Source organism: uncultured Aquimarina sp., assembly GCF_947492405.1.
In the GTDB taxonomy this organism is placed as follows: domain Bacteria; phylum Bacteroidota; class Bacteroidia; order Flavobacteriales; family Flavobacteriaceae; genus Aquimarina.
Genome location: NZ_CANLMP010000009.1, coordinates 21,472 through 35,018, shown reverse-complemented (window position 1 = coordinate 35,018; position 13,547 = coordinate 21,472). Strand labels below are relative to the sequence as shown.

Annotated in this window: 13 protein-coding genes; 7 read left to right on the top strand and 6 right to left on the bottom strand. The window is 31.4% G+C overall.

The window, feature by feature from the left end:
- The first annotated feature begins 116 nt into the window (after window positions 1-116).
- From Q0829_RS24850 to Q0829_RS24825, 6 genes are all read left to right on the top strand, one after another.
- Entirely contained in the window at window positions 117-566 is a 450-nt protein-coding gene (locus tag Q0829_RS24850; protein WP_298548110.1) for a hypothetical protein, read from the top strand.
- 30 nt (window positions 567-596) lie between these two features.
- On the top strand, window positions 597-3,302 hold the full coding sequence (locus Q0829_RS24845) for a CHAT domain-containing protein (RefSeq protein ID WP_298548108.1): 2,706 nt from the start codon (window positions 597-599) through the stop codon (window positions 3,300-3,302).
- Between the two features lie 194 nt (window positions 3,303-3,496).
- Entirely contained in the window at window positions 3,497-4,378 is an 882-nt protein-coding gene (locus tag Q0829_RS24840; RefSeq protein ID WP_298548106.1) for a tectonin domain-containing protein, read from the top strand.
- Window positions 4,379-4,466: 88 nt separating this feature from the next.
- Window positions 4,467-4,685, top strand: a complete 219-nt coding sequence (locus Q0829_RS24835) for a hypothetical protein (protein WP_298548104.1) — start codon at window positions 4,467-4,469, stop codon at window positions 4,683-4,685.
- 117 nt (window positions 4,686-4,802) lie between these two features.
- Complete coding sequence (locus tag Q0829_RS24830) at window positions 4,803-5,024, top strand: hypothetical protein (RefSeq protein ID WP_298548102.1); 222 nt, start codon at window positions 4,803-4,805, stop codon at window positions 5,022-5,024.
- A gap of 96 nt (window positions 5,025-5,120) precedes the next feature.
- Entirely contained in the window at window positions 5,121-5,762 is a 642-nt protein-coding gene (locus tag Q0829_RS24825) for an O-methyltransferase (protein ID WP_298548099.1), read from the top strand.
- 97 nt (window positions 5,763-5,859) lie between these two features.
- Here the strand turns inward: Q0829_RS24825 and Q0829_RS24820 are convergent, their stop codons facing one another.
- The 6 genes from Q0829_RS24820 to Q0829_RS24795 form a co-directional block, all read right to left on the bottom strand.
- Window positions 5,860-7,353: a S8/S53 family peptidase gene (locus Q0829_RS24820; RefSeq protein ID WP_298548097.1), complete on the bottom strand. Its 1,494-nt coding sequence runs from the start codon at window positions 7,351-7,353 to the stop codon at window positions 5,860-5,862.
- Window positions 7,354-7,684: 331 nt separating this feature from the next.
- Window positions 7,685-7,978, bottom strand: a complete 294-nt coding sequence (locus Q0829_RS24815; protein ID WP_298548095.1) for a twin-arginine translocase TatA/TatE family subunit — start codon at window positions 7,976-7,978, stop codon at window positions 7,685-7,687.
- A gap of 89 nt (window positions 7,979-8,067) precedes the next feature.
- Window positions 8,068-10,380 (bottom strand): M1 family metallopeptidase, encoded by a 2,313-nt coding sequence (locus Q0829_RS24810; protein WP_298548092.1) that lies wholly within the window; start codon window positions 10,378-10,380, stop codon window positions 8,068-8,070.
- A 61-nt stretch (window positions 10,381-10,441) separates the two neighbouring features.
- The gene (locus tag Q0829_RS24805; protein ID WP_298548089.1) at window positions 10,442-10,948 is read right to left on the bottom strand and encodes a DUF6702 family protein; all 507 of its coding nucleotides are present in this window, start codon (window positions 10,946-10,948) and stop codon (window positions 10,442-10,444) included.
- Window positions 10,949-11,034: 86 nt separating this feature from the next.
- A complete protein-coding gene (locus Q0829_RS24800; protein ID WP_298548087.1) occupies window positions 11,035-11,793 on the bottom strand; it encodes a hypothetical protein in 759 nt (252 codons plus the stop codon).
- 144 nt (window positions 11,794-11,937) lie between these two features.
- Window positions 11,938-12,726, bottom strand: a complete 789-nt coding sequence (locus Q0829_RS24795) for a carboxypeptidase-like regulatory domain-containing protein (RefSeq protein ID WP_298548085.1) — start codon at window positions 12,724-12,726, stop codon at window positions 11,938-11,940.
- Window positions 12,727-12,836: 110 nt separating this feature from the next.
- On the opposite strand from Q0829_RS24795, the gene pepE reads away from it, so the two are divergent.
- Window positions 12,837-13,544: a dipeptidase PepE gene (gene pepE / locus Q0829_RS24790; protein ID WP_298548082.1), complete on the top strand. Its 708-nt coding sequence runs from the start codon at window positions 12,837-12,839 to the stop codon at window positions 13,542-13,544.
- Window positions 13,545-13,547 lie beyond the last annotated feature (3 nt).

The following is a 13,547-nucleotide window of genomic DNA, read 5'->3' as shown; positions in this document are numbered from 1 at the left end:
GCTAAAATCTTAGATCTGGGTAACAAAGCTAATTATTTTGAACTATAGTGTGAAAACTATTTATCATAAGGTTTTCAAAACAAATAAATATTAATAATTTTAAACAAACTTACGTGATGAAAAAAATTGCAAACATTTTATTAATCGGGACAGTTTTATTTCTTTTTCAAAATTGTTCTTATGATGAACCAGAAATTTTTGAAGAAGACCTAAAATTAATTGAAGAATATAATGGAAAAAATTTTTCAAACAATAACACAGGAAATGAAGGGTATCTTTTAGAAGGCTGTGAGATTGAATATACATTTAATGACCCAACATTAACTCCTTCTCAAAAAGCGGCTATTAGGAATTCTTATAACTTTTTTCTAGGCATTAAATCAGTGAATGGTAATACAGAGATATGGTATACAGATTGCTCGGATTTTCTTGAGTATAATCAAGCAAATCCAGGTGGCGATACTAATGGTACTTATGTCCTTTCAAGCGGGTGTCCTAGAGGAGGTTGTCCTTCTACTCCACCTGCTCCAGACGAACCAACAGACCCATTTGGGAGCGACCAATAAAATTTTAATTATAATTGCTTCAATAAAAATATGTCTAAAATCAAACTTTCTAAAAAGTATATAGGCATATTTTTAGTATTATGTTGTATAGTTTCTTTTGCTCAAAAACCATCAGTAGCATATTATAAAATCAGAAATACTGAAAATTATACCGATACCAATAAAATATGTGCGGTTGAGGAGTTATTGAAAAAACATTTAACCGATAAAGATTCTTTACAGTATGGAATTGATTTAACTGCTTTTTCATTTTGGTTATATAAAAACAAACATTTTGATATAGGTACTCTAAAATCCGAAAAAGCAGTTAAGTTCTTTAGAACATTTATACCAAAAAATGAAAAACTCTACACATATAATCTTGGACTATTAGCAGATTTTTATTCAAGAATTGAAGATTATGCTAGTTCTAATGATATACATTTTAAAATCTTAAGGATAAAGGAGAATAAAAACAAATTAGGAGAGATTTATAAAAAAATTGCAATAAACTATAATCTCGAAGCTAACTTTCATGTAGCAACCACCTACTTTCTTAAAGCAATTGAAGAATTTAGAAAAGAACAGAAATACCGAAAGCTATTTGATACCACATTATTATTATCTGATAATTATCAAAATATATTAGATGATGAAAATATTATAAAGGGAATTGAAAGCCTAAAAAAGTTGGACACCATAAAGAATAAAATAGATTACTCTTTATTGGATGAATATCTAATACATCAAAGGTTGGGAAATCTATATAATTATGAAAACCTTTTTAACCCTTGTGCAAGTTTACCTTATTACAAAAAGGCTTTGTCAATTGCAAAAGAGTTAAATAACAACAGAATCTTATGTCTTATTAATAACAACATTGGCTATGTTTATCGAAATATCGATAATGATTCTACTTTATTTTATTTTAAAAAAGCATTTACATACACGCACAACGATAAAAACCTAAATGCTACTGTATTATCTAGTTTAGGACTTGCCTACCTAGATCGAAAAGAATATGATAAAGCCTATAAATCATTAAATCTTTCTCTGGATAAATTAAAAACTAATTTTAAAAAAACGAAACTTACTGATAAACAAACCATTAAACTAAGTGATCAAAATCTAGGAATAGAGCTTTTGAAAAACATTGCGATTACCCAAATTAAAAGATATGAGGATGAAAGCTCTAAAGAATTATTAGAAGACGCTTTATTCTATTTAAAACAAGCCGATCAACAAATCGATCTGATAAAACTAGAAAGCACGCATCAAGAGTCAAAGTTGTTTTGGAGAGGTCTGGCATCCGATATCTATATCAATTTAGTAAAAATCTGTTATTTACTGAATGACCCAGAATTGGCATATTATTATTTAGAAAAGAATAAAGCTTTATTATTATTAGAAGATCTAACCAAAGAACGTTCTAAAACCTTTTTTAATGTTCCTGATAGCATAATTAAAAGAGAGCGTTCTTTCAAGCGCAAGATCGCAAGAATTCAAAACAAACCATTATCACAAAAATACAATGACGAAACTCGTTCACTTCAACTGTTTGACATTAAAGAACAATATAAATCCTTTTTAGATTCTTTACAAAACAAGTTTCCTAAATATTATAAATATAAGGTAAAAACAAACATATTACCTTATAAAAAGGTTATCAAAGAAGCTTCAAAAACGAATTCAACTTTCATTCATTATATCCTTAATGATGAGTCGGGATATGGATTAATTATTTCCAAAAATAAACAAGCACTTTTTGAGATACATAATATTCCGTTGATTCAAAAATATATTTCTAAATTCAATGTACTTGCTTCAAAGCCATTTACCTCAAAAATAGATCAAACAGCATTTCAAAAAGTTAGTAAAGAATTACACAATAAACTTTTACCAGAGAACATATTTTATGATAACAGAGGTAAAATCATTATCCTTCCTGACGAAAACTTACTGAGTATTCCTTTTGAAATATTAATCCAGAAAAACGAGAAATATTTAGTAGAAGATTATCTTATAAGCTATGCCTATTCTATCTCTTTTCTTGAACAAAACACCGATCTAAAAAGAACACATCAAAAAGAGTTTTTAGGCTTTGCTCCTATTAATTATAAAAACCTCAACACTCTTACTAAAAGTAGTACAGAAATAAATACAGCTGCTAAAAAATTCGATAGTGATATCTTACTAAAAGAAGAAGCTTCACAGCAAAACTTACTAAACTCTTTAGCTGATTATAAAATAATTCATCTTTCTACTCACGCTAATGCTAATGATTCCATCACACCTTGGATAGCCACAAGTACCAAGAATATTACGCTAAACGATATTTATAGTACTAAAAACAATGCAGAACTTGTAACCTTAAGTGCCTGTAACACCTCTCTTGGGAAATTACAAAAAGGAGAAGGTGTCATGAGTCTGGCGCGTGGTTTTTTTAATACTGGTGCTAATAGTGTGGTCTCTACATTATGGAAAGCTGATGACCAGTCTACACAAGAAATTATTACTGATTTCTACACCTATCTAAAAGAAGGAAAATCCAAACCTGAAGCTCTTAGACGAGCTAAACTCGACTATCTTAAAAATCATTCACTCAGTGAAGTTTCGCCTTACTACTGGTCTTCTCTTGTTCTTATAGGAAATCCTGAGCCCATGTATTCCTCAATAAATAGCTGGTTTTTACTTGTAGGGATCTTAACTTCTTTTCTTTTCATTTTTATTCTTCATAAAAAAAATTCAAAAAAATAATTTTTTTTTGGGTAACAGAATATTTCTTCCTGAACTACTCTATGAAACCTCATTCGCGAAGAGTAGACAAAAGCTTGATTGTCTATAAATGATCAAGAATATTTTTTAAAACATTTATTAATTAAGTTAAAACATAACATGCTAATTAATAAATAGATATACATAAATTATCAATCACTTTTAATTTTTTTATTATGAAAAAAGTATTAATTTATTTTTTAAATCTTTTTGTATTTATCCTTATGTCTTGCTCCTCAGAAGATATAGAATCTTTTGACGAATCTTTAGAACAATCAAAGCCGGAAACTGAAGAAATAAGCGCATTTAGTAAAATCTCTTGTGGTGATGAAATCACATATAACATTTTACCTGGTGATGCTATTGATGTAGCCGCAAATTCAAAGAACATATTCAAAGTAGCAGGAAATAGAGGTGTCTACGCATTTAATGAATCTGATGGGAGGTGGATCTATCTTGGTGGACAAGCAAGAAGAATAACTGTAGATGGAAATAATGTAATCTGGATTACAAATCATAAAAATGAAATTTTCAGATCTACCTATTATCCTTCTACCCAAACAAATTCCAGATGGACTCGCATGAGTGGTAAAGCAACTGATATAGGGGCAAACGAACGAGGTGATGTTTACATTCTTGGCGATTCTGATAGAGGGGGAGAATATGATGTTTATAAAAGAGAAAATAACCGATGGAATAAGACAGGAGGTAGAGGAAAAAGAATTGCTGCCGGAAACTCTGATGCACAAGCCTGGTTAGTTAATAAGCATAGTGACATATACAAAAGAGTTAATGGTAGATGGCAAAAATTCCCTGGAAAGGCTAGAGATATTGCCGAAGGAAAAGGAAGCAAACCTCATTTATATATTGTAGGAAATACTCCTAAAGGAAGTAATGGCTATGACGTATATGTATTTGATCAGGTTTGGTGTAAGGTAAGAGGAATCGGTACTAACATAGCAGTTAGAGGAGACTTTCCGTTAATCTCTAATGGTTATAACAAATCATACATAGGCTGCCTTATCAGATTTAATGGCACCCCATTATGTCCTTTCTAATCTAAAAAAACATCTCATTCGCGAAGAGTAGACAAAAACTTGATTGTCTATAAATGATCAAGAAATAATAATTCATAAATCCAATATTATGTTACAAAACATTTTAAACCTTAAAGGTGTTGAAATTCTTAAAAAAAATCAATTAGAAACTATTAATGGTGGTACGGTAACTTGCTCATGTAATGACATTTCTGGTACCTGGAGTGGCAATTACTCTAGCATTAGTGAAATTCAAGCTGATGTAAACAAATATTGTTCCTCGGGAGCACATTGTTCTGGAACTTTATCACCTCGCCAATTAGCTTGATAAATTAGCACTTATAGTATCTCTATCTCTAGGTCATTAGAAAAGCTAGGTTAGAGAAACATCAAAGCCTTTAACATTATGGTATTCAAGGCTATTAATAATTTTTAAATATATACAATGAAAAACAATTTTTTAAACATTGAAGGAATACAAGTATTAAACAAAAGCATTCAAAAACAAATAAACGGTGGACAATCCTTCGATTGTCATTGTGGTTTAATAGGTAGTTCTGGAGAGAGTCATGCACATATCTTTCCTGCAAAATCTATAAATGATGCTTTAAGTCAACTAGCAGACATCTGTGGCGGACAAGGAGGAACATGTAGTGGTTTAGGATAAACTAAAACAATGTTTTAAAAATATCGAGAAAGTATTTTCTCGATATTTTTTTATTGAATATTATATAATCAATAGCTTTGTAAAAAAAGTTAAGCCATGCACTTCATACCTGAAGCATTAGATACTTATGTAGTAAATCATACCGAAAAAGAACCTGAATTACTACAACAATTAACCAGAGAAACATATCAAAAGATATTACAACCTCGTATGCTTAGTGGTCCTTATCAGGGTCGTGTTTTGAGTATGCTTTCTAAATTGATCAATCCAAAAACTATTTTAGAAATAGGGACCTATACTGGTTACTCCGCTTTATGCCTGGCAGAAGGAATGAAAAAAGATGGTGTTTTACACACTATCGATATCAATGAAGAATTAGAAGATTTTCAGCGAAAATATTTTGATCTTTCTTCCTATAGCGATCAAATACATCAGCATATAGGTAATGCTACAGAAATCATACCTAATTTGGATATAAAATTTGATTTAGTCTTTATAGATGCTGATAAACCAAATTATTCAACTTATTTTGAATTAATAATAGACAAGATGAATCCAGGTGGTATTATTTTATCCGATAATGTTCTTTGGAGCGGAAAGGTAATTGAAGATCTTGCAGAAGATGATCTTTCTACCCAGGCACTTTTGGTTTATAACAAATTACTTGCAGAAGATAAACGTGTAGAAACGGTATTATTACCGATTAGAGATGGACTAACAATTAGCAGAGTTATATAACTTCGTTTTACACAAAAAAATAGAATAAAAAAAGTGGAATCCCCAGAGAGACCCCACTTCTTACATGTATTAGTAACTACAATTGCTAATTCACTTATTATTGTACCGCTTTCAATGCATCTATATTACCATAACCGAACTTGCTATTACGATTAGGATAAAACTCCCCAGCTCTTTTTAACTTATCCAATACTTGTGCTCTAGACATATTAGGGTTACGTGACCAAACTAATGCAGCAATACCGGCTGTCATGGCTGTTGCTACAGAAGATCCGCCAACATAAGATTGTGAACCACCATTAAACCCTAATACTGGTACCGTTCTACTAGTATTACTTGCTCTCTGCATAATAATAGTAAAATCGATTTTATTACCATCATGACAAATATCACAGCGATTATATCCATTATCTTTTAATCCCGTTACTGCAACAGTTTCACTCATGCTTGCTGGAAATATAACTCCATACCAATTCGTAAAAGTAGTTGAAGTTCCACCAGCTGCCATGATCATTTTACCTTTTCCGTATGCATATTTTACTGCATCTTTTACATTACCAATTGACCAAGGATATCCAACAGACATCGAAATTATTTTAACATCACTTCTATTTCCTAATGCTTTTAGCGCATTACTTACTCCTTTACGTTCATGATAATCGTTTAAAACAACATCCTCTGTTCCTCTATAAGCTACCAAATTAGAATTGTATGCAACGCCAACTGGCATAAAATCATTATTTCGTGGTGATGCTATAGCGGATGCCATCTGAGTTCCGTGACCACATCTATCATTAGGTCCATCAATGTTATTAGACCACCACCAAGGAGAATCAATAAATGTCCCAAAACGTTGTACAAACCTACCATTCGAATCCCCATCATTAAACCCATTTCCTAAAAGGTTTTGATTAGCAGATAATCCAGTATCTATTAGACCCACGGTAATTCCTGCTCCTGTACTAAGGCTCCAAGCATCATCAATATTATGATTTTTGTAGTTCCAAGGTAATCTTGCATTAGGAGAGATCACGCTGTAGTCACCGCTATTGATTGATTGTCCGCTTTGACTACATCCTGCAGATTTTTGTTGTGCTTCCTGCTTAAGATAAAATCCATATCCATTAGGTTCTAAATAGCGAATATTATCCATTGCTTTTAACTCTACAATTGTCTCCAATTTTGTGATTTTCACATCTAAAACATTCAATAAACCATCTTCTGCTACCTGAACATTAGAACGTGTCACTCCTTCTACATCTTGTATGGTTTTATATATACCTTCTATAACATTGTTTAGTCTAGGAGATCTTTGAGTTCCATCAACAAAACTTTCTCCCTTTTCCCCAAAACCGATTGTCAACACTTCACCTCCATGCATTACTGCACTATATAATATATGTGCTGATGCATCTGTAGTCCAATCTAAATCCCCATTTTGCTTAAGTTGTTTTTCTATAAAAGAGTTTATTTCTTCAATAGAAAGAATTTTTTGAGAATCTGAGCTTTCATCAATAATTTCGGTGGAATCTTCTTGAGAACATGATAGGACAAGGAAAAGCCCTAAAATTAGCGTAATAATTTTTTTCATTTTAGTATAAATTAATGAGTTTGTGTGTTAATGACGTTTTGAAGTGGTCACTTCCTAAAAACATCAAATAATTATCATTTAGTTAATTTCACAACTAATTTATTAAATAAAATCTAAATATTATCACATTATATTGAAAGAATCTCAAAAAAATTACCATTACTATGCTTGCATAAGACAAAGAAACAGCGTCAAATACCAATGTTTATAAGGGTTTTACAGAAAAAGACTACAAAGCAAGATTATCTTAAAAAAAGAATGGTTTTTTTGATAAAAAAGTAAAAACAGAGGGGTTATTTATCGAAAATGATAAAATTTAAAATATGGTAGATTAGAGATTACGTTTTACAGGGCCTGTAACGTCTTCGATATCTTTTTTTACTTGAGTAATTTCCTTTTTTATATCAGAAGTAATAGAAGTAGGGATATCAGTATCGATTCCATGCTTTTCTGCACTTTTGGTAATTTCGGATTTAATATCATTAGTAGCATCCTTAACAATACGCATTCCTTTACCTAAACCTCGAGCGATTTCAGGTATTTTATCAGCACCAAAAACCATAACCAATATAAATACTATAAAGGCGATTTCTGTTCCGCTTATGAATAATGGTAATGTTATCATAATACTGCAAATATAACTACAATAATGTATAGAAAAAAGCCGTTCGCATACACGAACGGCTTTAACTTATAATTTAAAGATTTTTTAACTTATTGTCCTTTTACTTTATTTTTGAATTTATCAAACTTACCTAGTTTTTTATTCTGAGGCCAGCTATTATTTGATGTATCTATGTCTGCTGTTTCTTGGTTAGGATCCACCACAATTTTAGAAATTGCCTTTTCTGAAGCTATTGCTCTTTTAACTGCTGCGTCATTCTTTCTCCAAATTTCTGCAGGATACGTTACTGTTTCTGAAGTCCCGTCTTCGTAGGTATATTCTACTATTAAAGGCATTACTAAACCTCCAGGTTTTTCGAAAGTAACTTCATAAAAATACTTAGGTTCTTTGATCACTTCTCTTTCTTCAACTGAAAAATTATCTATTAAGTATTCTTTTAATGTTTTTGCATCATCTATAATGTTACCATTTTTCTTAATCGCTTCATATTCTTCACTACCTTCTTCTACCATAAATACTAATGGACCAAAGTCTTCGACCTTAGCTCCTCTTGCAGCGGCAAAGCTTTTGGCTCTTTGATTTGGTTCTTTAGAAACTACAAATTTCTTCACCTCTTTTACACCGATATCGGTATAATCAGTTGTATAAAACCATCCTCTCCAGAACCAATCCAAATCTACCGCGGATGCATCTTCCATTGTTCTAAAGAAGTCTTCTGGCGTTGGATGTTTAAACATCCATCTCTGAGAATATGTTCTAAATGAATAGTCAAAAAGATCTCTACCCATTACAGTTTCTCTAAGAATATTTAATCCCGTAGCTGGCTTAGAGTATGCATTAGAACCGAACTGGTGAATATTATTAGACTGTGACATAATTGGTGAAATAAAACTTTGATCACCACTCATGTAAGGTACAATTTTCGGTGCTGGACCTCTTCTTGATGGATACTTTTTTAAAGGCGCGATCGCATCAGGATACCACTCTCCAAAATCTTGTTCAGCTACATACTGCACAAAAGTATTAAGACCTTCATCCATCCAAGTCCACTGGCGTTCATCACTATTTACAATCATTGGAAAAAAGTTATGTCCAACTTCATGAATAATAACACTCATCATTCCAAATTTAGTACGGTCACTAAATTTTCCTTTTTCATCAGGTCTTCCGTAATTCCAGCAAATCATCGGATACTCCATACCTTGATTCTTAGCATGCACAGAGATGGCCTTGTGATAAGGGTAATCAAAAGTCATTCGACTGTATGATTTTAACGTACTGGCTACAGCTTTAGTCGACCAATCTTCCCATAAAGGATTTCCTTCTTTAGGATACATAGAAACCGCCATAACATCTTTTCCTCCTATTTTTACTGCCATCATATCCCAAATGAATCTTCTGGATGTTGCAAATCCAAAATCTCTTACATTTTTTGCACTAAGCTTCCATGTTTTTTTACTTTCGGAAAATGTTTTCTCTTTTGCTTCTGCTTCTTTCTGTGTTACTATAAGAACAGGTTTATCGTATGATTTTTTAGCTTTTTCATAACGACTCATCATCTCTTTTGTAAATACTTCTTTTCTATTCACTAACACACCAGTAGCATCTAAAATATGATCAGAAGGCACTGTTATATTAACATCAAAATCTCCAAATGGAAGTGCGAATTCTCCTCGACCCCAAAATTGATGATTTTGCCATCCTTCTACATCATTATAAACCGCCATTCTTGGATAAAACTGCGCAATAACATATGCTCTATTTCCATCCTCAAACTCTTCATAACCTGATCTTCCTCTGCCATTAACGTGATCGTTAATATTATACCACCAATCTATAGAGAACACAAATTTGCTACCGGATGCTAAATCTTTTGGCATCTCTACACGCATCATCGTCCCATTAATAGTATATTCTAATGGTTTACCTCCAGCATCCTTAACGGCTGTAATATTAAATCCTCCATCAAAATATTCTCCTAGATATTTCCCAACAAATCTGTTTGGTGGATCAGCTGCATCTACTCCAGTTGGTTGGATTAAGGGAGTTTTTGATTTTCTAGATCTCATATTCTGGTCTAATTGCACCCAAAGAAATTCTAAATTATCAGGAGAATTATTAGTATATGTGATGGTTTCTTTGCCAGTAAGCTTTTTGTTTTTATCATCAAGCTCTATATCCATTTTATAATCTGCCTGTTGCTGATAATAAGCAGATCCAGGAGCTCCAGAAGCAGTTCTATACATATTCGGAGTTGCAAACTCATCATACATCTGCTTAAATTTGTTTTGATTTGTATGCCCCAACTCACGAGTTTCTTCGTTTTCATTTTGGTTTTGTGCATACAATCCTGAAGCAGAAACTAAAAAAGTAACCGAAAGGATAAAAAGTATTTTTTTCATTAGAGTGTAATTGTGTTAAGTAATAAATTGCAAAATAGTTGTTTTTTAAAAGTTTAATGATTTATTCACTAAACTTTAACATGCCTTTATCCTTTTCTTTTTCGAGGATAAGGCTTTTACGCTTTTTCCTTTTTTTTACGTGTACAATATTCTGTTGTTCATCAAAAAAGTCCATCAAAACTTGATTAGAAACTGATATTGTTTGGAGTGAAGTAACATTTTCGATTTCTAAATAACATAATACAAGATCATTGTCATATTCTTTTCCGATAAAACTAAAAAACACTTCTTTGCCATTAACCGAAATGGCTAATTTTTGATTTAAATATGTACTCAAATATTGATCTACTTTGGCTTCTTGTTTTTCTGAAACTAATTCTATGTTTTCATCATATCGTTTCTTAAGTACTTCTTCAATATCATCGATAAAAATTCTCGAAATAATTTGCAATGACTTTTGCTCCTCATTATATTCTATTTGAGTAACGCTAACATAAAATTTATGAAGCGTGTTAAACGAACTTATAAAAATCAGAAGCACAGGTAAAATGAATAGTAATTTCTTCAACTTATATAATTTAAAAGATTGTAAATGTACTATTTTGGTATAAAATATTGTGCCAAAAGTATCTTATTGTATAAAAAGAATATTCATTAATCAATTTCCTTATACTCTTTGTAAAATTTCGCTTTTTCTTGAAAAAACTCTAGCAATGATAATCTTTTAGTATTCTCTAATAAGTTTTCGAAGTATTCATCCTCTGCACAATAGTACATGAAATCGGAGATTAAAACCTCTGGTATTCTTAAATCCTTTGTGAAAAAAGTTATACTAAATGAAGCCTCTCCTTTTTGAATCAATCTATCTAAATCTTGAAGAGCTTTTATCCGTTTTAATTTTTTTAATGTCCCATTTAAGTAATTGATAGGTCTATCAATTATACCAGATTTTGCAGTATAAATTCTTCTTTCTATCTGTGTTGGTTGTTTTATATCTCTGAATGGTAAGCCTAAACTTTTATTATTTACAAAAGGTTTAATTTTGATATACTTCGTATCCTTATCTATATTCCCTGAAAGGCTTACATTACTAACGTTTACCTGTTCCAGTTTACGAACAACTGGATGTAGCGTTACTTGATAATCTTCATTATCCAGATCATTATCCTTAACTAAAATAGAAATCACCTCATATTGAACTGAAGAAAAAATAATCGAGTCATTAATGGCTGCGGGAATTTCGAAATTACCTTTCTGATCATTTGTAGTTCCTATTTTCTTAGTGTAATTCACAATATTAATTGCAAAACCTTCTAAAGAATCAGCAATGATTCTACCTTTTAATCTTTGAGATTGACCAAAAGTATTTACTAAAGTGAAAAGAAAAAATAAAATGGGTAATCCTCTAGCCATAAATTGTATTCATTTTATGACTAAAATCAAAAGGTAAACTTTATATCATTAGTTTTCTTTAGATAAATCGATTCCCAGGACTTCGTCACATCATCACAAAAGACGAAGAGAAACTAAAAATGTTGCGATTTCAATATTCAGATACTATTTGCGGTCCTTATACACTTTGCTTTGCGAAACCAAAAATTCTATCAAATTAAGTTCATTTCCTTCTTCTAGATATGATTTATTAAGTCCGTTCTCTTCTGCAAAGAATATAAAATCATTAATCTGATCCATTTCTAAGGCTAAATTTGTTTTAAAAAATTCGTCATTATATATATTTCGAACTTGAACATCAATATCTACTGGTTTTTTACTATCTTTTTTATTCTTATCCTGAAAAACAACTTTAAAAAGATTGACAAAATTAAGTCCATAAATCATCCTATCTTCTAAAAACACTTTGTTCTCTAATTCAGAAAGTTCATCTGCCGTCCAATCATAATCCGTATCGTTAATCCTAGCGGATGTCAGTTTAGATACTTCTGCAATTCCGCTATCCTCCACTCCAATTTTTTTTACATCAATCGATACATTTCCTAACAAGTCATAAGGTGTTACTATTACTTCATCCAAAAGATTTACAGATTCATTTAAGAAAATATTCAGTCTTTTATTATCCAAAACCCCTTTATCAATCAACACTACGAATTTCTGATATTGCATAGCTATAATCTCTATTTTATCATTGGCTCCAGCACTGATTCTAAAATCACCTTTATTATCAGTAATAGTTCCTTTTTTAGTAGTAAGATTATACACAACTACCCCTTCTACATCATCACCTATTGGTGCACTAATACGCCCATCAATCATGACTCTGGAGGTAATCTGTGCGAATGAAAAACTAATTGCAAAATATATAAAAAGTAAGGATAGTTTCATTTTCATAGTAAGCTGAATTAAATTTGTTTTTACTGAAGATACTACATTTTTTCAATATGCTGAGAAGATTTCTTTATAAGAAAACGTTAAACTACCTTTACTAAAAAAACAACTATATGCAAAACTGTATAATAGCTAGTACCTCTACTATTCACGGAAGCGGTCCATTAGAATATTTATTTGAGTCCTTACTTGAGCTTTTTGTTGATTCTGATGAAATACTGTTTATTCCTTATGCTCGACCAGGAGGAATTTCTCTTGATGAATACACTATTAGTGTTACTAATATTTTTAAGAAAATTAATAAAAAAGTACTTGGTATACATATGTTTTCAGATACTGCGGAAGCTTTTAAAAATACACAAGGTATTTTTACAGGTGGAGGCAATACATTTCTCTTAGTGGATCAGTTATACCGAAATAAAGTAATTGAGCCTCTTAAAAAAGCAATAGATTCTGGTGTGCCGTATTTAGGAACCAGTGCGGGAAGTAATATATGCGGACTTACTATGCAAACTACCAATGACATGCCTATTGTACATCCTCCAAGCTATAAAACTTTAGGGATTATGCCTTTTAATATAAATGCACATTATTTGGACCCTGATCCCAATTCTACGCATAAAGGCGAAACCAGAGAAACACGCATTAAGGAGTTTCATACGATAAATCCACAACCCGTAGTGGGACTTAGAGAAGGAAGTTGGTTAAGGATTCATCAAGAAGATATTACATTACAAGGTAATTTATCTGCTAGGATTTTTGAACAAAACAAAATTCCTTATGAAATTGTACCAAATAGTTCTCTATCCGAATTAAACTAATTG